20 protein-coding genes, 1 tRNA gene and 1 pseudogene are annotated in these 19860 nt (G+C 42.9%); 5 read left to right on the top strand and 17 right to left on the bottom strand.

From position 1 onward, the window contains the following. Positions 1-8: 8 nt before the first annotated feature. From GKZ87_08050 to GKZ87_08035, 4 genes are all read right to left on the bottom strand, one after another. Positions 9-953, bottom strand: a complete 945-nt coding sequence (locus GKZ87_08050; protein ID QSI25434.1) for a glycyl-radical enzyme activating protein — start codon at positions 951-953, stop codon at positions 9-11. Beyond that, complete coding sequence (locus GKZ87_08045; GenBank protein QSI25433.1) at positions 916-3261, bottom strand: formate C-acetyltransferase/glycerol dehydratase family glycyl radical enzyme; 2346 nt, start codon at positions 3259-3261, stop codon at positions 916-918. Before GKZ87_08045 ends, GKZ87_08050 begins: the two co-directional genes overlap by 38 nt. 120 nt (positions 3262-3381) lie before the next feature. Beyond that, positions 3382-4158, bottom strand: a complete 777-nt coding sequence (locus GKZ87_08040; GenBank protein ID QSI25432.1) for a DeoR family transcriptional regulator — start codon at positions 4156-4158, stop codon at positions 3382-3384. 454 nt (positions 4159-4612) lie between these two features. Then, positions 4613-4993 (bottom strand): desulfoferrodoxin, encoded by a 381-nt coding sequence (locus GKZ87_08035; GenBank protein QSI25431.1) that lies wholly within the window; start codon positions 4991-4993, stop codon positions 4613-4615. Between the two features lie 152 nt (positions 4994-5145). On the opposite strand from GKZ87_08035, the gene GKZ87_08030 reads away from it, so the two are divergent. Further along, on the top strand, positions 5146-6027 hold the full coding sequence (locus GKZ87_08030; GenBank protein QSI25430.1) for an RluA family pseudouridine synthase: 882 nt from the start codon (positions 5146-5148) through the stop codon (positions 6025-6027). Here GKZ87_08030 and GKZ87_08025 read toward each other — a convergent pair whose 3' ends face one another. Further along, on the bottom strand, positions 6028-7347 hold the full coding sequence (locus GKZ87_08025; GenBank protein QSI25429.1) for a diguanylate cyclase: 1320 nt from the start codon (positions 7345-7347) through the stop codon (positions 6028-6030). Positions 7348-7645: 298 nt separating this feature from the next. Here GKZ87_08025 and GKZ87_08020 point away from each other — a divergent pair, with 298 nt between their 5' ends. After that, on the top strand, positions 7646-8968 hold the full coding sequence (locus GKZ87_08020) for a tagatose-bisphosphate aldolase (GenBank protein QSI25428.1): 1323 nt from the start codon (positions 7646-7648) through the stop codon (positions 8966-8968). Positions 8969-8982: 14 nt separating this feature from the next. Here the strand turns inward: GKZ87_08020 and GKZ87_08015 are convergent, their stop codons facing one another. The 6 genes from GKZ87_08015 to GKZ87_07990 all read right to left on the bottom strand — a co-directional run bounded on the left by GKZ87_08015 (position 8983) and on the right by GKZ87_07990 (position 13321). Beyond that, positions 8983-10290 carry a patatin-like phospholipase family protein gene (locus GKZ87_08015; GenBank protein QSI25427.1) on the bottom strand — a complete coding sequence of 436 codons (1308 nt, stop codon included), beginning with the start codon at positions 10288-10290 and terminating at the stop codon, positions 8983-8985. 91 nt (positions 10291-10381) lie between these two features. Continuing rightward, positions 10382-10819 (bottom strand): MarR family transcriptional regulator, encoded by a 438-nt coding sequence (locus tag GKZ87_08010; protein QSI25426.1) that lies wholly within the window; start codon positions 10817-10819, stop codon positions 10382-10384. Positions 10820-10832: 13 nt separating this feature from the next. Then, positions 10833-11195 (bottom strand): 50S ribosomal protein L20, encoded by a 363-nt coding sequence (gene rplT / locus GKZ87_08005; protein ID QSI25425.1) that lies wholly within the window; start codon positions 11193-11195, stop codon positions 10833-10835. A 17-nt stretch (positions 11196-11212) separates the two neighbouring features. Continuing rightward, the gene (rpmI, locus tag GKZ87_08000) at positions 11213-11407 is read right to left on the bottom strand and encodes a 50S ribosomal protein L35 (GenBank protein ID QSI25424.1); all 195 of its coding nucleotides are present in this window, start codon (positions 11405-11407) and stop codon (positions 11213-11215) included. Between the two features lie 25 nt (positions 11408-11432). Continuing rightward, on the bottom strand, positions 11433-11993 hold the full coding sequence (locus GKZ87_07995) for a translation initiation factor IF-3 (GenBank protein ID QSI25423.1): 561 nt from the start codon (positions 11991-11993) through the stop codon (positions 11433-11435). A gap of 179 nt (positions 11994-12172) precedes the next feature. Next, the gene (locus GKZ87_07990; GenBank protein ID QSI25422.1) at positions 12173-13321 is read right to left on the bottom strand and encodes a pyridine nucleotide-disulfide oxidoreductase; all 1149 of its coding nucleotides are present in this window, start codon (positions 13319-13321) and stop codon (positions 12173-12175) included. A 423-nt stretch (positions 13322-13744) separates the two neighbouring features. Between GKZ87_07990 and GKZ87_07985 the strand changes: the two genes are divergently transcribed. Continuing rightward, a complete protein-coding gene (locus GKZ87_07985) occupies positions 13745-14125 on the top strand; it encodes a sporulation protein Spo0A (GenBank protein QSI25421.1) in 381 nt (126 codons plus the stop codon). A 171-nt stretch (positions 14126-14296) separates the two neighbouring features. Further along, positions 14297-14372: transfer RNA gene (locus GKZ87_07980), tRNA-Lys, on the top strand. 182 nt (positions 14373-14554) lie between these two features. Here the strand turns inward: GKZ87_07980 and GKZ87_07975 are convergent. The 6 genes and pseudogenes from GKZ87_07975 to GKZ87_07950 form a co-directional block, all read right to left on the bottom strand. Beyond that, a pseudogene (locus GKZ87_07975) lies at positions 14555-14863 on the bottom strand (IS1182 family transposase). Positions 14864-14869: 6 nt separating this feature from the next. Further along, positions 14870-16129, bottom strand: coding sequence for a transposase (locus tag GKZ87_07970; protein QSI25420.1), 1260 nt, complete (start codon positions 16127-16129; stop codon positions 14870-14872). A 411-nt stretch (positions 16130-16540) separates the two neighbouring features. Continuing rightward, positions 16541-16744 carry a hypothetical protein gene (locus tag GKZ87_07965; GenBank protein QSI25419.1) on the bottom strand — a complete coding sequence of 68 codons (204 nt, stop codon included), beginning with the start codon at positions 16742-16744 and terminating at the stop codon, positions 16541-16543. Continuing rightward, on the bottom strand, positions 16708-17421 hold the full coding sequence (locus tag GKZ87_07960; protein ID QSI25418.1) for a hypothetical protein: 714 nt from the start codon (positions 17419-17421) through the stop codon (positions 16708-16710). Before GKZ87_07960 ends, GKZ87_07965 begins: the two co-directional genes overlap by 37 nt. Further along, entirely contained in the window at positions 17418-18434 is a 1017-nt protein-coding gene (locus tag GKZ87_07955) for a zinc-binding dehydrogenase (protein QSI27916.1), read from the bottom strand. The genes GKZ87_07960 and GKZ87_07955 overlap by 4 nt, the downstream gene beginning before the upstream one ends. Positions 18435-18442: 8 nt before the next feature. Next, positions 18443-18814, bottom strand: a complete 372-nt coding sequence (locus GKZ87_07950) for a hypothetical protein (protein ID QSI25417.1) — start codon at positions 18812-18814, stop codon at positions 18443-18445. Between the two features lie 128 nt (positions 18815-18942). Between GKZ87_07950 and GKZ87_07945 the strand changes: the two genes are divergently transcribed. Continuing rightward, the gene (locus GKZ87_07945) at positions 18943-19473 is read left to right on the top strand and encodes a TetR/AcrR family transcriptional regulator (GenBank protein QSI25416.1); all 531 of its coding nucleotides are present in this window, start codon (positions 18943-18945) and stop codon (positions 19471-19473) included. Positions 19474-19860 lie beyond the last annotated feature (387 nt).

The raw sequence follows: 19860 nt of genomic DNA, 5'->3' as shown, positions 1-19860 counted from the left end.
CCGTTTTTTTATTCTATAATCAGATTTTGGATACCCTGATCCCTGGCAATCTGATAGAATGTCTCCATTTCTTCTTTCGTATACAATTTCGGATTCTCAGCAAAGCAATACTCCATATCCAGATAGTCGTATTTTGCCTTTGCCAGCGGATTGTAATTGAGAAGCTCATACCGCACACCGGCATAGCAGTCGGATAGAAACCGTGCAATGGCAGCGATGTTTTCTCTGCGGGCTGTCATTTCCGGAATCAGCGGCGTACGTATCGTCACACGCTTTCGCATGCTCTCATCCTGCAGCAGATAGCGGATATTTTCCAGAATTACTGCATTCTCTACTCCAGTATAGGCTTTATGCACTGCACTGTCAAACACTTTTAAATCTGCATAAATATGATCCAGATAAGGGAGCACACGCTGCAGCTTTGGTAAGGAAACATACAGGGATGTTTCCATCGTCGTATGAATTCCTTCCGCCTTACAGGCCTGTAACAGCCTGCAGGCAAAGTCGTCCTGCAGCAGCGGTTCTCCTCCGGATAGGGTCACTCCGCCGCCATAGCGGAAAAAGGGTGCATCCTTTTGAATTTCTTTGAGCAGCTCCTCTACGGTATACTCCTTTGCATCATAACGCAGTGCCCCAGTGGGACACAGCTCCAGAATATGCTGCCAATCCTCAGAAGCACTACGCTGTAGCCGGATATTGTCATGCTTCATGCTTACCCCGCCATGCTTTGCGGCAATAACACAGCTTCCGCACCGCATACACTTGCTTTTCATATACAGCAGCTGCGGCTTCGGGCTCAACCCCTCCGGATTCTGACACCAGGCACAGCGAAGCGGGCAGCCCTTCAGAAAGATCGTCGTACGGATTCCCTCTCCATCATGCGTCGCAAAGCGCTTGATATCAAATACGCAGCCGCTAGATGCCTTCATAGCTTGTTCTGGCGATGATTTCATTCTGCAGCTCTCTTGCCAGCTCCACAAAATATGCTGTATAGCCTGCCACACGCACGGTTAAGGAGCTGTACTGCTCCGGATGCTTCTGCGCCGCAAGCAGATCCTTTTTGCGTACGACATTAAACTGAATATGTGGTATCTTCAAATCGACAAAGGTACGCAGGAAGCCCGCAAATTTATCGATCCCCTGTTCATTTTGAAAAAACTCAGGCAGAAATTTCATATTCAGTAGACCACCGTTTGTCGTACAGTCACAGGACAAACGGGATACCGATTTCAATACCGCCGTAGGACCGTGCAAATCCCTGCCATAAACCGCGGACATTCCTCCATCCGCAAGCGGTGTCATAGACAGACGTCCATCTGCGCTCGCCCCAACATGCTCCCCCATTGGAACATGCGCACTGACCGTATACATGCCGGTATGATACGGCCCGCCGCGATAATTCGTATAGGCGCGCAGCTTATCACGGAATGCACTCGCCCATTTGACGCCCAAGGCATCCACCCATTCCACATCATTACCGTATTTGTCCACCTTGTTCAATAACCGCTGCCGCAGGATTTCACTTCCCTCAAAGTTGTGCTCCAGTGCAGCTTGCAGTTCTTTTGGCGCTATGAACTTCTTATCATATACCATACATTTGATAGCCGCCAGGGAATCTGCTAAGTTTGCGACCTGGATCATTTGAATACCGCTCAGATTATAATGAGCGCCCCCCTGCGTTACATCCAACCCGCGCTCCATACAGTCATCTATAACACTGGATAGAAACGGAGAAGGAAGGATATCGATATGCGCCTTTTCCACCTGCTCACAGGCAGGAATCATACGCTGTATAAAATGATCGATCATCTCGTCAAAGGCTGCTTCCAGCTCCTCATAGCTGCGGTAGGTATCCAGACCACCCAGATCCGGACCGAGCTGCTTTCCGCTGAGCAGGCATTTCCCGTGATGCAGTGTCAGCTCCAGCACCTTATTCAAATTAAACATTGCTGCATCGCTCCAGCCCAGATTATTTCCCTGCGTTGTCAGCTCGACACAGCCAACAATGGCATAATCCATAGCATCCTTATGCGAAATGCCCAGCTTTTCCATTTCGGAAATAATCGCCTCATCGTTAAAGAACTGCGGCATACCGCTTCCCTTTGCCACAACGCGCACCGCCTGCTTTAAAAGCGCATCACCGCTATGACGGTGTAAGCGTACAGATAAATTCGGCTGTGGCAATCCGATATGCTCCTGCGCCTTCAAAAACAGAAAGCTCAGCTCATTGCACAAATCGTTTCCGTTTTCATCCTGTCCACCCACAGCGATATTAAAGCCGATGGGAAAGCCGGCAAAATATTTGGCGCTGTTTTTATTGCGCAGATAGACGATCTGATTAAATTTCAGCCACAGGCATTCAATGATATCCAGCGCCCGCTGTTCATCAATACGTCCCTCTTGCAGGTCGTTCTTATAATAAGGATACAGGGTTTCATCCAGACGTCCTGGTGAGAAGCTAGAGGCATTGCTTTCCATATGCAGTACTACAAACAAAATCCATAAAGACTGCACTGCCTCATGAAAGGTCTTGGCAGGCTGCATCGAAAGCCTTTTACAAATCCGGGCAACCTCTTCCATATCCTGCTTCCATTCCGCATGCTTTTTTGCTTCCCTGTACAGCTCATCGTGATAGCGCATCAGGAATTTGCATACCCCATCCATAACAAGGACAATGCTTTCATAAAAAGGACGCTGTTCTTTTGTACACGCTGCCAGGTGATGCTGTGCTTCTTCCTTTAAACCGGCAGGTCCTTTTTCCAGCCATTCCTTTACATTGGGACAAATATGCCCCTGCGCATGGTCCTTCTGATTGATTTTCACAACAGTTGCAATCGCACTGATTTCCTCACCATAACGCTGCTTCAGCACATCCTCCAGGGACTTTCCCTTCCAGTATGGCTTGATAACCTCACGAAAGGTTTGGATATCCTGTGGACGTACAAGGAATTTATCCTGTGGGCGTGTTGGCAGTGTCTCCAGTTCCTCATCCACCCAGGAGATACCGCTTTCCGGGAAAACAACCCCATAGCGGACACCCTTTGTCCGGTTACCGACAATCAGCTCCTGCGGCTCAATGCCGATTTCCAGCTCACATAAGGCATTGTGCAGAGCATGGGCCCGCTTTAAAATGACAAGCTCCTGTTCATGCTCCTGATAGGTTCTTGTGATAATCATTGCCTGCTCCATACTGACATAGCGTGGCTGGGACAGCATACTGTCCTTCAGCAAATCAATTCGCGCAGCTTTTTTTAATTCCATGACAGCTACCTCCGTTTACAGTTTCATTATAATATGCTTTTTCCTGTTGTCAACACTTTTATTATTATTTGTTATTATTTTTTATTGTTTTAAAGAAAAGAATAAAAAAGTCAGGCATCTTTATCCTGACGATTTGGCAATCTGTACCTTGAGCTGCAGGTTTCGCAACAGCTTTTCATTCTCTTTATCCAGCTTTTCATCTGTTATGATTCCGGTAAACTCATCCACTCCTGCATAGCGATAATTTCCAATCTGCATAAATTTATCCGACTCGCATACCATAAATACCTGCTTGCTGCTGGACAGAATAGCACGCTTGGTGGCGCCATCATTTGCCATATATGTATAGACGCTGTTATCGTGCACATCAATACCGACAACGCCGAGAAAGGAGATATCAAAGCGAAATTTCATGATCTGCTCCATCGCCAGACTCCCGACAAACCCGTCCCGTCCGTAATCGAATTCGCCACCGATAAAAATGACAGGAAGCGCACTGTCTGCCAAAATGGAAACAACCTCCAGCATATTGGTAACGATGGTTGCCTGCTTCCCGCTTTCCACCAGCTCCCTCGCTATGCGGATATTGACCGTTGAAATGTCCAGAAACACCACATCACCCTCCTGCAGCTGTCCCACAGCCGCTTTTGCGATATGTAGCTTCTCCTCCTGGTTTACATCCTTGCGTTGTGCCGCGATCTTTCGATGTATATTCTCACGAATCAATACAGCGCCGCCATATGCCTTCCTCAGCAAGCCCTTTGCCTCCAGAGCGCTGAGATCCTTACGGATCAGATCCTCGCTGACGGAAAAACGTTCACTGAGATCCTTTACCCTCACCTTACCATTGGCATGCAGCTCCTCCATGATTGTGTTCTGCCGTTCTTCTACAAACATGTAATCGACCTCCTGTTTTCAACAGTATATCATATTTCTTATGATTTCTTCACATTTCATAAAAGATTTATAAAAATCAATAAAGACTGCATTAGGAAAGTGAGCGCTTGCCTCTAAAATTCTGCATACGTCATTCTACCTTACAAAATAAAAAAATATTCATTTCATCGTATCAAAAAGCAAAGAATCTCTCTATCCTTTGCTTTTTTACTTTTATAGCGATTAGTTTAATTCATCCTTATATTTCTCCTGAATCTGCTTATGCAATGTCTTTTCATCTTCCGCTATATCCCCTGTAGATCTCTTATTTATTTCTGATTTTGTAAGAGCAACCTTATCTTGTGAAAAAGAATATGAAAATATCTGCCGTTGAAGCTAAACTTAAAATATATAAGGTCACAGACAAGGATAGCTAAAAAAAGAAGCACAGCTGTGCCTCTCTTATCGCAATTCACTATGCCTCAATGTCCGTTTTCCATAAGCCGTGCAGATTGCAGTATTCGTAAACATGCACTTTCCCTTTGAAATCACCCAGCGGGAAGATTCCTTCCGGTTTTTCTCCAGGCTTGAGATTTTTGCGGTAAACCATATCACCGGCCTCTACCAGAATCATTGTGATATAATGCTCTGCCAGCATCGGGTGTTCCATGGAACCAACCTTTACGTGCAGGCTTCCGTCTACGATTTCAGCAACCGGAACATGCTTTTCCAATGCTCCATCTGTTGTATTTGCCTGTAATTCATTCATCGGCTTTCCACAGCACATTACAGGAACTCCTTTGTCCTCGATCATTTCGACGATGTTGCCGCATACTGCGCATTTTAATAATTTCATGTTTATTTCCTCCTTATTTTATGTTATCTTCATAGTAGCAATTGCTGCTATGGATCATCCTTTACAACCAGTTTCCCCTGGCTCGATGCCAGTATAGCATGACCCACATTGTTAATTCTATTCATTTGACCGAAAATTTATGAGGTATCGTTATGAAACTTGAGCTAAAAAACAATCAGCTGTATATTCGTGATATTCCGTGTGCGGATACAGATGCGCTATTCACACACTTCCATATCGCCAAAAAGAAGCGCTATGCTTATTATCAGGAACGCCGTGTGTTTCTGAACAATCGTCATATTTCCCGCAACCACACACTGCATGAGAAAGATACCATACGCATTAGCCTGCAAGCGGAAGAGGATACGGTGAAGCCCTGGTATAAGCATGTGGAAATCCTATATGAGGATGACTTGTTCTGTATCGTAAACAAGCCGGCAAATCTGTTGGTTCACAGTGACGGTGTAGAAAGTGAGCATACCGTATGCAATATGGTAAAGGCGCATTATCTCACGGAAGGAAGCAATGCTTGTGTCCGTCCGCTGCACCGCCTCGACTATGAAACCAGCGGTGTGCTCATCTTCTGTAAGCTTCCCTTTTTTCAACCCATGCTTGATGAAATGCTGAAAAGCAAGCAGATTTACCGGGAATACGAAGCATTCGCCGTCGGTCGCTTCACACAGAAGCACTACACCATCACCCGGGGAATCGCCAGAGATCGACACGATGCGCGCAGGATGCGTGTGAGTGACAATGGCAAGGAAGCCAGAACCGATGTTTTCGTAAAACAGAGCTTTTCAGATTTCACCTGGATTCGCTGCCGCCTGCATACCGGGCGTACCCATCAGATTCGTGTGCATCTCGCATCCCTTCAGCACCCCCTGCTGAGTGATTCCTTATATGGGAAACGCGATCCGCGCTGTGCGCGCCTTGCTTTGCATGCCGCACGCGTTCACATACCGCATCCCCTTTCCCACACGACTTTAAACATTGAATGCCCGCTGCCGGAAGATATGAAAAGGCTTCTCGAGTAGCTATTTCAAAATACAAACCTTATTGCGTCCGGCCAGCTTTGCCTTATATACACTGCGGTCGGCTCTTTTTAATGCGTCCTGATAATCATGATCGCTCTTATAATAGTACGCTGCACCAATCGACAGCGTTACATGTGCCTTATTTCCATCGAAGATAAAATCTGTTTTTTCAATAAGACGCCGCAGACGCTCGATATACGCATAGATGTTCTCCTTGGAAATACCGCTGCAGATCAGCAGAAATTCATCACCGCCCCAGCGAAACAGCATATCGCTGCTGCGGATTTCCTTTTCAATCTGCTCGCATACATGCCGTAGTACATAATCTCCCATATCGTGTCCATAACGGTCATTCACCTTTTTGAAATCATCCACATCGAAAAATATAATCGTATAGAACTCCTCTTCCTTCTGAAATTTCTGAAAGGTGGTTACCAGCGTCATATCCCCGCTGCGACGGTTAAAGCAGCCAATGAGCGGATCCCTGCTGGCACTAGTCTTCAACAGCTCTTTTTCCGTTATATCATTCATGGTACCCAGAACCACATTGATATTGCCCTTATTATCCAGCAGCCCCTTGAAATTCGTTTCAAATATCAGATCAAAATTTGTCTGAATATTTTTCAGATGGATCACCGCATGCTCTGACAATGACTTTCGCTCAATGCGTTCCAGCAATACCGGCATCTGGTGTATCTGCAATAGCTCATTCAGCTGCTCCACCGTATACGGACGCATTTGTAGTCCCAGCTTGTCGCATAAGGACTGGTTTGCCGAAAACTCCTTTTTGACAACATCGTATTCCCATATATACATATTGGCCATACTCATTAAAAGACTAAACTTCTGCTGCTCATGCAGAACCCGCTCTATACGCTCATCCATAGCACGGATCGATTGGGTAACTCCAATGATATGCAGATTCCCGCTGATACAGCACACGTGTGCTCCTACCTCATAATGACGCACACCGCCATGCCGGCTTACACGTTCATAGGAAAAGTATTCTTCCTCACTGATTCCCTGCAATATGCGATGCACCGCCTCCTTGATCTGCTTCTGCTCGATTGCACTCACTCCCTGCATAAGCATCCGAAAGGAATTCACAATCACACTGCCGTCAGGACAGGTAATCGTCACCATCTGTGTCAACGGATCAAAATCCCATATATTTTTGCAGGACAGCTTCAGCAAAATCTGAAATCTGTCATCACTTTTTTCACCGCTTTGATCATATCCAGGCGTTTCCTGCCGTTCCTCCAGCTGTTTTATCAGAATCCGAATTTGATGGAGAAGAAATCGTTCATGTTCGTCAAGCATCAGCCCCACCGACCTTTCCTCTTACGATTGTTTCGCTCACTCTAGTATATCACACTGACATCACAAAAGAACACCCTTTTTCGATAAACAATTTTGAAATTTTTCTTTGTATTTTCTTTTTATTTATAAAAGAACACAGGTAGCTTTTCCTGTATTACTTTTTGTCCTTTTATATAATTATATAAGATTATTTGTATTTTTGTGCAAATCTTTTATACAAACTAGCATTCCGTTTCACTTCCGTTTACTTTCCATCATTTCGTGCTATAATTTGGATAGATATAAGGAGGGTTTTGAAATGCCACAAGCAAATCCATTGAAACAGATTGTTGTGAAACAGAAAGAAGGAAAGCCGGTTGGAATTTATTCCTGCTGCAGTGCAAACGATTATGTAATCGAGGCAGCTCTGGAGTGTGTCAAACGCGATGATTCCTGCGTATTGATTGAAGCAACTGCCAACCAGGTTGACCAGAACGGCGGTTATACCGGTATGACACCGAAGGACTTCCGTAATTTTGTATTAGAGAAAGCAAAGGCGATCGGCGTTGATGAAAGCCGTATCTTCCTTGGAGGCGATCATTTAGGGCCTCTTACATTCGCTTCGCTGCCGGAAAAGGAAGCGATGGAAAAAGCCGAAGAGCTTGTCCGCTGCTATGTCGCTGCCGGCTTTACAAAAATTCATATCGACACCAGCATGAAGGTAGCAGACGATGATCCAAATGAACGGTTAAGTGATGCGGTGATTGCCAAGCGTGGTGCTCACCTGGCACGAATTTGTGAGGAAACCTACCAGGAGCTGTTAAAGAGCAATCCGGATGCCGTACGTCCGGTATACATCGTCGGCAGCGAGGTTCCGATTCCAGGAGGCGCTCAGGAAGAGGGTGCCGGCATGCAGGTTACACGTGTCGAGGATTTCAAGGCTACTGTCAAAACCTTTGAGGAAGCATTCCTGGCAGAAGGTCTAAAGGATACATGGAAGGATGTCATGGGGGTTGTCGTTCAGCCGGGTGTAGAGGAAAAGGATGATGGCTGTACGGAGTACGATCGCAGCAAGGCTGCTGATTTGATGACTTCTATCAAGGAATATCCAAATCTTATTTTTGAAGGTCACTCTACCGATTATCAGACAAAATTCAAGCTGCGTGAGCTGATTGAAGACGGTGTCGGCATTTTAAAGGTCGGCCCGGGACTGACCTATGGTATGCGCGAGGCTCTGTTTGCACTTGCTAACATCGAAGCAGCTGTTTATCACGGCAGAGAGGATGAGCTGAGTGATTTCATCAACGTGCTGGAAGCAGCCATGATGGAAGATCCGAAGAACTGGAAAAAGCACTATCACGGTGATGATAACGCCCTGTGGTTTAAGCGTAAATACAGCTTCTCCGATCGCAGCCGCTACTATATGCCAAACCCTAAGGTGGCAGCTGCCAAGGATAAAATGATTGCCAATCTGCGCAAGAGCGGTATTCCGTTGAGTGTGTTATCCCAATTCATGCCGATTCAGTATACAAAGGTACGCGAGGGACAGCTGGAAAATGATCCAGAAGCACTCATTAAAGACCGTATCGTAAATACTATTGACGAATACCTGTACGCAACACATCAGGAAACATTATTCTAAAAAACAAAGGACTTTCAGCTCAGTGAAAGTCCTTTTTTCTGCCAGGATAGCTGTGACATGGCAAACAGCAGATACGCCATCACAAAGGAATCGTTCATAACCACTGCTATTGCTTCCAGCTCCCTGCGGCTTGCGGCATCTGCTTTGCGCATATAATAAAAAATAGAACAGATAATCTCCTTACTGCTTTGTTCCTTCAGTGAGGTCACCGCATCCTTTATATGCAAAGCATCACGGTCTGCACGCTCCGCAATGCTCACATAAAAATTTGCACAATCCATCACCAGCATGGCAAATTCTGAAAATTTCCAGATACCGCTATCCTCGATCTGAAAAGCCTGTGCAATCATCTCCAGCATCCGCAAAAACGGCCAGTCATACTCCTGAAACTGAGAAAAGCTCGCAATCATCTGGTGATGAAACACCTTTTTTACCAGTCTGCTCATGAACCGGCGATCCACTAAATCATCAATCTGTTCCAGCTGTCTGTGAATCTGATCCTCAAAATCAATAATCTGTGCTTTATCCTGCAGCGAAAAGGTATAGATACTGCCCAGACAACGGCTGAATTTTTTCAGCGTATCCTGATAGCCAAGCGTCATATTGCGATGGATACGAGCCTGATCAAACAGCAGAAAGCTTCCAAGAGATACCTGCGGTTCGATATAAATCAAATCCTTCTGCGGATGATGCAGCTTCTTTTTACCAACAGCCTTGAGATCCACTGCGACAATTTCCTGTGCACCCATGCTTCTCGCAAGCTCTACAGGGACATTATCATAATATCCCCCATCCACAAATTTCTCCCCATTGATTTCCTTCATGGGAAATGCCGGAAAGCAGGAAGCAGAGGCGATGATATACTCCAGCGCTGTATCCGGTGTCATATCCTTACGAAAAACAGGCTGCGGCTGTTTTCTGGTTACATTCACACACATACAGGCATATTCGATATCGGAAGAAAAAAACCGCTCTGCATCGTAATAAGTCCGCAGCTTCTTCACAAAAGGAGTGATATCTGCGCCCTTGTTTTTCACATAGCTTTTCAACAGAGTCTTATACTTTCCCTTCTGTGACATCAGCAGCTCGATATCCATATCCAGATTGACGCCGTTTGCTATGATATCCTCCACGGAAAGCTGCTCCCACAGCTCCAGACAGCGATCATACTGCTTTTGTACATACATAGCCCCAATCATGGCACCAATACTCGTACCTGTAACAATATCAAATGACAGTCCCAGCTCATCCAATGCCTTCCATACCCCCAGCTCATAGGCGCCCTTACTGCCACCTCCGCCAAAAACAAGTGCCCGCTTCATAACCTGCACTCCCTTCTTCCTTTTTTTCTGTTCCTATTATAGCACGTTCAGCCTGTGTCCATACAGAAAAAAACCTGTTCATATGAACAGGTCAATAGTTTCCTTTAAAGAATTCCATCAGATTGCGCAGTGACTGAATCAGTTCCACTTCCTTGTCAAGCTCCAGTTCATTCAACAGACGCTCAATCATCTCCTCATGGAAACGATTATGTATCTCCAGGATATTCTCAGCCCTTTCGGTAAGCTTCAGACGCACGATTCTCTTATCCCGCTCATCCCTGACACGCTCTACATATCCTTTTTTTACAAGCTTGGAAGTTGAAACTGTCAGTGTCCCCTGGGTTACCATCAAACGCTTGGCAATCGCGGACATCATATTGGATTCACTCTTTTCGATTGCTTCCAGAATATGTACTTCCGTCATGGACAGCTTTACACCCTGATCGCGGAGATTCTTCTCCTCAATCAACAGGATGTAGTTGAACAGATCTACCAGAAGTTCATTCAAAGTATGACGTGTGTCATCCATAAAGCTTCCTCAATTAAGCTTTTTCTAATGCTGCTTTTGCAGTATCTACGATTTTTGTAAATCCCTTAGGATCGTGAATAGCGATCTCACTCAGCATTTTACGATTGATCGTAACATTTGCCAGCTTCAGACCGTGCATCAGTCTGGAATAAGAAATCTCATTCATTCTTGCAGCTGCATTGATACGTGCAATCCACAGCTTACGCATATTGCGTTTTAAATCCTTACGGTCATTGTAAGCATATTTGAAAGAGTGCATTACCTGCTCGTGAGCAGTCTTATACAGAATGTGTTTAGCACCATAGTATCCTTTTGCTAATTTTAAAACCTTTTTTCTTCTCTGACGTGTTGTATATCCACCTTTTACTCTTGCCATCTCATATTCCTCCTATATTATTTCACTAACATCTGCTTGATACGCTTGAAGTCTGTACTGTGTACCGTACCGGATTTTCTTAAATGACGTTTCTGTTTCTGTGTTTTACCATGGAAACGGTGAGAAGTATAAGCATGACTTCTTTTCAGCTTTCCAGATCCAGTTTCTTTTACTCGTTTTGCTAATCCTCTATGTGATTTCATCTTTGGCATAAGTAGTACCTCCTATAATTTATCTCTATTTCTTTTTCGGTGCCAAAACGCATGACATCGTGTTACCTTCCAGAATAGGTCTCTTTTCAATAATCGCGATATCTGAGATTTCCTCTGTGAAGCTATTCATAATCTTTTTTCCAACTTCCAGTCTCGTAATCAGTCTTCCTCTGAAGCGCATGTCCACCTTGACCTTCATACCATCCTCGATCCATTTACGTGCATGACGCATTTTTGTATCAAAATCATGCTTGTCGATAACCGGGGACAGACGAATCGGCTTGATTTCTGTAACATGCTGTTTCTTTTTGGCTTCCTTCGCTTTTTTCTGCTGTTCAAAACGATAACGGCCATAATCCAGCACCTTACATACCGGCGGTTGCCCTTTCGGAGCTACACACAACAGATCCAATTCCTGTCTGTATGCAATTTCCAGAGCCTCACGACGCATCTTGATTCCAAGCTTGTCTCCATTGGCATCAATCACCATGACTTCCTTGAAACGGATTTTTTCATTTACCAGATCGTCGTTTACGTTGTTAGGAATAACTTTCTTGTTTATAATAGACACCTCCAATGTTGCCATAAGAAAAGCGGGTACTCATATGCACCCGCTCAAATATCTCATCAACTGTTTCGTCTTTTCGATATGCTGTAGCTTTTACCTATGCCTTCAGACATCAGGTGAGAAGGGGTGCTTCTAACTTTCCACTAACTTTTCTGCTTGGTTATCATATCATGAATTCAGGCACGCGTCAAGGATAATTAACGCATAATATAATCATCTCTTGCGTAGTAGCCGATTCCCGGTATGAGAAGCTCATCCACAGCATCTCCGTTTTCTATCGCCTTTTGAATAGCACGGGCATTCGCACTGAAGCTGATCACACGTTCCAGGATGCTGCGGTTCACATTGTCTTTTTTTAAATGGTTCATCACGGTTTCTTCTATATAGGAAAACGACTGCAGCTGACTCTGATACAGCTCCCGCGTTTTCTGATCCTTTTGAATCAGAAATAGACGCGTTCCGTATTCCACCTTCGGATACGCATATTTACAATAAATCTCCGGCACAAAGGAGAAAATCTCATATGCTAAAGAATCATCCTTGCACAAACGGATCAGCTGCTCGCGCAGTTTGCGGTGATCCTCCTTGCTATCACATTTTTCATACCATTTTATTGCCTTTTTCGTATACTGGCAGATTTCCTCCCTGCTAAAATCTGATGGCTCATAGCTGCGCTCCTCCTGTATGAGCAGAAAATTTTGTTTTTCTGTATGATAGCTGCCAATACAATCCCAGCTTTCCGCATACGGCAGCAGCAACTCACTCAATTCACTGTCTTCTACGCCGTTGATCCGTACCTCACACAGCACATTACTGCGATTTTTTGAGGTAAATACCTTAACCCAGTATGCTTTTTTATTTCCCAGACGAAGCAGCAGCTTCTGCTTCAGCATATCCCAAAAATCCTGTTCCATCAGGCCTTCCCGTTTTCCAATACCGTGGATTTCGTTTTTATAGACCTGAAAATAATGACGGAGCTGTGTGAAGCCAAACACGGATTCCTCTCCTGTTCCACGCAGAGCCCGCTGATACAGCCGCAGTGTATGACGGTAAAAATCCTCACACGCCAGCGTAATCGCCTCCTGAATGCATGTGCCGCTTGCCGCTACGGATTCCAGTATGGCATCATCCAGCCATTCATGGTGTAGCTGAAAAATAATCTGCGCAACATTATGCTCAACAGAGATCACATCGGCATAAATATAAATATCCTCTGCTTCCAGCACAAAGGCATCATCCAGTATCTGTCCATCCTCACACAGATGCTCCAGCTGTTCCAGTACCAGTGCATGGAAATCCACAGCTTCCTCTGCTGTATTTTTCTGTTTCTTCCTTCGAAATACCATAGACACCATCTTCCTTTTATCATTGCCATTTTGTAAACATTATATAACAAATTCCAGTTACTTTCCACCTTCCCAATTAAGATACCGTCAGTTTCACATAATTGTTTTTTTATTGTTCACCTTTGTGAGTATCCACACCGATATAAGCAGTCATTTATGAGCCCTTTATAAAAAAAGGCCACTCTTTAGTGACCATGCCGCAGAATACTGCCTAGGTATTTTTCTATGTTATAAGGGCGGCAACGGCTCCATTATAATCACACATCAATCACACGCACCTCGTTTTTTGTCGAATACTGCCAAAACATTTTGTAAATATCCTTTTAGCTTTACACATACAAAATGAAAAAATCATATTCTCGGCACATTACCTTTGCATTTTTTAAATTTCGACATAAATAGACTCGCTCCTATGAATTTAACATGTACTATAGCTGCAGGAGGAATAATTTTATGAATGGGAATGCCAATATAGATAAGGACATATCAGCTCTGCTTGACACACTGGAGATTCCGCATCATACAGGCTACAGCTATCTGCACACTGCATTACTGATTGCACATGATCAGCCAAGACTGCTCGCTGCCTGCATGGAAAACTTCTACGCGGCAATCGCAGAGCAATATAAGACGTCGATATATCATGTGGAGGAAGAATTGAAGCATACACTTACAACCATGTTCCTTGCTGGTAACTTCAAAAAGCAGCAGCTTATCCTACATACGCTGCATTATAAACAGCCGTCTCTGCGTGACTTCGTAAAAATGTCACTGAATTATATACAGATAAAGAGCAGAGAGTAAGAGAACGCTTTGTGAAATCTCATCACTTCTGTCGGTATATACAGGAAAACACCCGCTTTTTCAGCTTTTTTTACATAAGAAGCACTTTTTTAAAAAAAATATCATATTTTTTTAATTTAGGTATTGCAATTATGCGATTCATTTGTTATTATAATTGAGCAAGTTGCAAATGACTCCTTAGCTCAGCTGGCAGAGCAACTGACTCTTAATCAGTGGGTCCAGGGTTCGATTCCCTGAGGGGTCACCATGTAAAGAAACAGAGGCTGTAACGCATTAGTTTGATCATTATGATCAAGTCTATTGCAATACAGCCTTTTTTATACACTTATAATAGTGTACACTCTCATCTGGACAAAATACATGTTCCTATGCTATTGTAGAGAGCTTTTGAGTACAAAAAAAACTCATCCCCACCTATTAACGAAAATTTTATGCCTTACATTTTTGCGTAAGCCGATGTCTGTGATACTTCATCAAGTTATATCCTATATATACTTTGAATATCTCCATCTCGACATTTTCTAAGCCTCTTCGTTTTATCCGTGTATACAGGCGATCCTGCTTTATCACTCCGAATACTCCTTCTGCCTGAATACTTCTTTGCTTTTTCATTTCTTTTCCCATTTCTGTCCCTAGATTCTCATCTACTTTTTTCTGAAACTCTTCATTGATTGGATTCTCTGTTATAGTTCTTCTGCTTGATTTTGTACAGTCACCCCGCCTTTTGCATTCATCGCATCCTGCTCAGCCATATATCTGGCTTATTTTCAAGTATCTTCCTCTTTCATCATATTTCTCATTTAGCAGTATGTTAAATGTATTTCCTGCCGGACATATCTTATATCCATCCTCATTCTTTTCCCAGTTCATCGCATTATACTGCCTTTTCTTGAATTCGCTGTCGTTCTTTTTTGCATAGTAATTATATTTCATCCCCAGTTCTATTCCATTTTCCAGATTGAAAAAGTAATTATCATAGCTTCCATATCCTGCGTCTGTTATTGCCCATTTTGGATAATATCCATGATATTCTTTGTTTTGTTCAAGAAACGGAATATATGTCTTTATATCTCCCGGTGTCTGAAATACTCCTACATTCATTACGATTCCACTACTTACTGCGTGTTGAACGTTATAACATGGCTTGCATACACCTGTTTGGTTGTAATAATCATATTTGGTGTTCATCATTGTTGCATCATGATCGCTTTTCGAATAACTGTTTCTCTCCCCACAGATGTATAGATTTTCCTCATATTCTTTCAGTTTCAATGCATATTTGAGTATTTTATCATAATATTTCTGAAACGTGGACTTTCTTTTTCCTTTTCCATAGGCAATCTCCACTTCTTTCCTTACCATCAGTTCCATAAGATACTGCAAGATATAACCAATCTCCTGGCTGCAGTATTTGTGTTGATAGGAAAAGCAGAAGCCAAATTCCTGATTTAAGAGAACTATTGTTTCAGTAATATCTTCCCATAATCGCTCTCTGGCATTTACAACTCTTGTCTTATAAACAAATGAATTTTTGTATGCATTCGCTTCAAATTTTGACCCATCGATATACTGTATTGATTTATCTACTCCCATAAGATCTGCGATATGTGCTGAAATTTCAAAGAAAATCCCCTTGATTGATTTCTTCAGGTATCTCTGTTCGAAGCGCTGGAATGCCATATGCGATGGCGTCTGTTCATTTGATAGCCACATATAGCGGATATCTGTTTTACATAATTTTTCAATCTCGCGGAGGTCACTGTGCTTGCCTTCCATTTCCGCAAACAGCATGATATTAAGCATCATATAGGGATCATAGCCCTGATTGCCTCTGTGCACCTCTTTTTTCACATAAGAACGTAGGTTCATTCCTTTCATAGCCTCGGCAAACGATACTACTGGATCATTTTCATTGATTTTCTTTGAAATATCCATTGGCAACATCAACTGAACTGCGGTATAATAATTACCGTAATTAGGTTCTGAAAATGTGGTGTTTTCCATAGCCTAATTATACTAAAAAACCAGAGCTTATTCATTACGAATTTCTCTGGTTTTTATTTATGGGCTGCTTTCTTATGCGTTACAGCCCCTTTTTTTAATTCCCTGATGTGAATATGGTGTACATAGTATGTACAGGCTTTATACAGCTAGAAAATAGAAGGCTTTCTTCGATACGGAGGAAAGCCTTTATGTATATTCTCTTTTTCAAATATCAAAGGTTCTATACTATCCGTTTGTGTTTTTGAATACAGAGATAACGATATTATGACCATTACACAATGCTGCAGGGATCTCATTTGTTTGGACACAGCCGGATAGCCAAATTGACCCTATCTGAATCAAAAGAAATGAAAGCTTAATCCTTTAAAAACGCAGCTTCCGATATAAGAAAATCAACACTGTGATACAGCTTTACAGCTTTTTCTGATTATGTTCTCCCCGCAATCTATTTTTTGCTTCTTCGATGGTTTCCCCATCTTTGGTGAGATAACGGTCAATAAAAACATTCTCTATTTTTGCATACCTGTCAACAACCGTATTCTCGATTTTACCAAATGCACCAACTACCTTTCTGGCAATTATTTCATTTGCCTGTATGATTTTTGATTTTGCCATAGTTTAACACCGCTCCTTTTTATTCCCTTAATCGTCATGAATACACCAAGCATAAATACATAAAAACAGATAACAGCCCCGGTTAACATATTCATCCTATGCGCATTGGAATCACTCATACTTCCAAAAGAAGCAAGCATCGACCGTTGCAAAATCAAAACAGACACGGCTGCATCTGCATAACCTATACTACGAATCGTCGCAAGAAGCGGAGAAGGATTTTTCCGCTGCCTGACTGCGCGTAGAATGGCCATTATTAGTTTATAAAACGTATACGTGGCGATGGTAATCATCGTAACAGTATCATGTACTGCTACAATATTCCCCGCCAGGCTGAGATAAATAACACCTGTCAGAATAAAGCTCAATACAGCAAGCAATATACCGGACAGCTTCATCACAAAATATTCTGTGGCAAAAGAAGCCGCAGAGCCTGTTTTCCGTTCACATAAAACGGCAGAAAAGCGCATAATACTTAAAATGGTATAATATGCACACATCGTAATAAACCATAGTGAACGGTTAACAATACCAAGTGTTCCGTGATAGAAAGCATACAGCAAATTGACAGAAAGCCCCAGAGCTGCGGCAGCTACTATCCTGTAGCGCTCGTCGCTCACAATTCGCTTTCCCATCTTTGTAGCTCTGATTTTAAATTTGATTTGCTTAACCATCATACATCAAAATCGATGATGACATTTAAAGAATGAAATGGATCAGCTGCCGTTTGTATTGCCTTTTCTATCTCACATAGAGGAAATTCATGTGTGATGATGGATGCTATCTCCCATTTACCGCTTTTCATAATTGACATTACATCGAACACATCCTGGGGCATATATCCACCAGAACCGATGATACTTTTCTGTGCAAGGGTCAAATGGAGCAAATCCAATTTGCGGATGGCATCGTTTACCGCAACAGATACAAAACGGCTTCCGATTTTTCCCACTTCCATATAGAGATCAAGAATAGATTCACTTCCTGCCGCATCAATAAAAATATCGATATTCGCGCTTTTGCTTGATCGCTTTGATACTGCTCCAAAGTAAACAGTGGTCTTTTTGACGAAATCCTCATGTTCCATATTGCATACTGCAAACCCCATCTGCGCTATCAGCTTCAGACGGAAATCGGATAGATCGCAAACCATAACATGTTCGATTCCAAACCATTTCAGAGCTATTGCAGCAGCAATTCCAATCGTACCACCGCCAAAGACAACGGCGGTATCCCCTTTTTGCGGTCTACTGCGCCGTGCTGCGCGGCAGCCAACGGTAAACGGTTCAATCAGGCAGGCTGTTTTATCTTCAATCTCATTCGGTACGAAATAAAGAGAATGGTTTAATTTTGCGTTGGGAATCAGAATATATTCTGAAAATCCTCCAATTGTTCCCGCCCTGCTGGTATCGTCCTTTGCAAAGCGCGGATAGGGATAAACACGCTGTCCGATTTGAACATCCGATACCTGACTTCCAACGGCCGCAACACGGGAAATTGTTTCATGCCCGAACTCTTTACCAATGGCAATACGATGACCTGTATCTGGGCCCCTCATATATACCGCAACATCTGTTCCACATATACTCGAATACATATTTTGAATGAGAACATCATGCTCTGATACATGAGGAATAGGTGTATTCTTCACCTTTATTTGTCTTTGCCCCATATAGATGGCTGAACGCATATCACCACTCATTCTTTAATGCCCTTTGTAAAAGGAAGCAATAGGAGCAGGACAACAATACCGAGCAGACCTATACCAATGCCCAAAACCATTTTACCCCATACCATACTAAGGCACATTCCAACACCCAATACCAAAGCACCTCCAGCAGCGATGAGTATTGCAAGAACTGTTTTACCAGAACAATGAAGGAAAGCTTTATGCTCCATTTTGCGCCATATAAGAAGTGTGACAAGTCCTAGAAGAAGTCCTGCAAGCCCGCATATAATTCCCGGCTGCAGTGCATCCCACTCGGCAATCAGAGCCATACACATACCCAGAGCAAACAAAACAGTGCTGACTGTTCCAAATACCATCGCGATAAAATTACTTTTTTTCATAAAAAACACCTCCGTAAATTACAAAAGCAACCGTTGTTGCTTCTTTGTAAGTTTAGTATAATGGAAGCAGATAGCAGAAACAATCATCAATCTGCATACATGTGTTGGAATAATAAAAGGGGGATCCCATGAACACAAAAAATAACCGGCGCCGTCGAGAATCCATCGAACGCATAGAAAAGATCTTTATCGAATTACTGCAAACAAAGGAGCTACACGAGATCACCGTTTCAGAAATCTGTAAGCGATGTGAATTAAACCGCAGCACATTCTATGCGAATTATACAGATATTTACGAGCTGGCAGACAAAATAAGAGAATCTCTGGAAAAAGAGGTAAATTTGCTTTATGAAGCAGAAAGAACACAAAGCTTTAATAGCAATGATTACCTGAAGCTGTTTCGCCATATCAGGGAGCATCAGCTATTTTACCGCACATACTTTAAGCTTGGCTATGATAATCAATTCAAGCTCAAAAGCTATGACATTCATCAAGCAAAGCAGGATTTTAATGATCAGCATATCGAATACCATATTGAATTTTTCAGAAGTGGATTTAATGCGATTGTGAAAAAATGGCTTGCAGGCGGATGTAAAGAAACGCCAGAGGAAATGGATGAGATTATCCGCAGTGAATACCGAGGACGCATATCAATATAATGTAAAGCAGGTTGATGCAGCCAGTATCCGTTATTCTGATGCAGCAGCTTTCCCTCAAACAGAAACAGCCAAAAACCTGTACGTATTCCTATAGTTTACATAATTTATACGTGAAAAGCAGAGAAGAATTTCGCTTGAAAAAGATCCTATTGCACGGTAAGACATTGTGCCAAGAGTACTAAGCATTCATGAGTCAAATAGGAAGAAGTGGATATGTAATTACGACGGGATTTAAGTATATCGTTTCTTATATCAGCCAACGATGATACTCAGCGAAGTGCCTTATAGTCATATCATGACTGCTGGAAAACAGGAAAAGTCTATAACGTTATACGTTTATGAGACTAACACAGGAAAGGCATATCTACGGATATGCCCTTTATCATA

It is taken from the genome of Erysipelotrichaceae bacterium 66202529, assembly GCA_017161075.1.
In the GTDB taxonomy this organism is placed as follows: domain Bacteria; phylum Bacillota_I; class Bacilli_A; order Erysipelotrichales; family Erysipelotrichaceae; genus Clostridium_AQ.
The sequence above is the reverse complement of the archived record's forward strand: the minus strand, read 5'-3'. Positions and strand labels throughout refer to the sequence as shown.

Excerpts from the sequence above, each read along its gene's own strand:
- GKZ87_07965 (QSI25419.1), bottom strand. The coding sequence starts at position 16,744 with ATGGCAAAATCAAAAATCATACAGGCAAATGAAATAATTGCCAGAAAG.
- GKZ87_07995 (QSI25423.1), bottom strand. The coding sequence starts at position 11,993 with ATGGCAACATTGGAGGTGTCTATTATAAACAAGAAAGTTATTCCTAAC.
- rplT (QSI25425.1), bottom strand. The coding sequence starts at position 11,195 with ATGGCAAGAGTAAAAGGTGGATATACAACACGTCAGAGAAGAAAAAAG.
- GKZ87_08030 (QSI25430.1), top strand. The coding sequence starts at position 5,146 with ATGAAACTTGAGCTAAAAAACAATCAGCTGTATATTCGTGATATTCCG.
- GKZ87_07985 (QSI25421.1), top strand. The coding sequence starts at position 13,745 with ATGTACTATAGCTGCAGGAGGAATAATTTTATGAATGGGAATGCCAAT.
- GKZ87_07950 (QSI25417.1), bottom strand. The coding sequence starts at position 18,814 with ATGAAAAAAAGTAATTTTATCGCGATGGTATTTGGAACAGTCAGCACT.
- GKZ87_08025 (QSI25429.1), bottom strand. The coding sequence starts at position 7,347 with ATGCTTGACGAACATGAACGATTTCTTCTCCATCAAATTCGGATTCTG.
- GKZ87_08040 (QSI25432.1), bottom strand. The coding sequence starts at position 4,158 with ATGTTTGTAGAAGAACGGCAGAACACAATCATGGAGGAGCTGCATGCC.
- GKZ87_08010 (QSI25426.1), bottom strand. The coding sequence starts at position 10,819 with ATGGATGACACACGTCATACTTTGAATGAACTTCTGGTAGATCTGTTC.
- GKZ87_08050 (QSI25434.1), bottom strand. The coding sequence starts at position 953 with ATGAAATCATCGCCAGAACAAGCTATGAAGGCATCTAGCGGCTGCGTA.
- GKZ87_08015 (QSI25427.1), bottom strand. The coding sequence starts at position 10,290 with ATGAAGCGGGCACTTGTTTTTGGCGGAGGTGGCAGTAAGGGCGCCTAT.
- GKZ87_08045 (QSI25433.1), bottom strand. The coding sequence starts at position 3,261 with ATGGAATTAAAAAAAGCTGCGCGAATTGATTTGCTGAAGGACAGTATG.
- GKZ87_07960 (QSI25418.1), bottom strand. The coding sequence starts at position 17,421 with ATGATGGTTAAGCAAATCAAATTTAAAATCAGAGCTACAAAGATGGGA.
- GKZ87_07945 (QSI25416.1), top strand. The coding sequence starts at position 18,943 with ATGAACACAAAAAATAACCGGCGCCGTCGAGAATCCATCGAACGCATA.
- GKZ87_07955 (QSI27916.1), bottom strand. The coding sequence starts at position 18,434 with ATGCGTTCAGCCATCTATATGGGGCAAAGACAAATAAAGGTGAAGAAT.
- GKZ87_07990 (QSI25422.1), bottom strand. The coding sequence starts at position 13,321 with ATGGTATTTCGAAGGAAGAAACAGAAAAATACAGCAGAGGAAGCTGTG.
- GKZ87_08035 (QSI25431.1), bottom strand. The coding sequence starts at position 4,993 with ATGAAATTATTAAAATGCGCAGTATGCGGCAACATCGTCGAAATGATC.
- GKZ87_08020 (QSI25428.1), top strand. The coding sequence starts at position 7,646 with ATGCCACAAGCAAATCCATTGAAACAGATTGTTGTGAAACAGAAAGAA.
- rpmI (QSI25424.1), bottom strand. The coding sequence starts at position 11,407 with ATGCCAAAGATGAAATCACATAGAGGATTAGCAAAACGAGTAAAAGAA.
- GKZ87_07970 (QSI25420.1), bottom strand. The coding sequence starts at position 16,129 with ATGGAAAACACCACATTTTCAGAACCTAATTACGGTAATTATTATACC.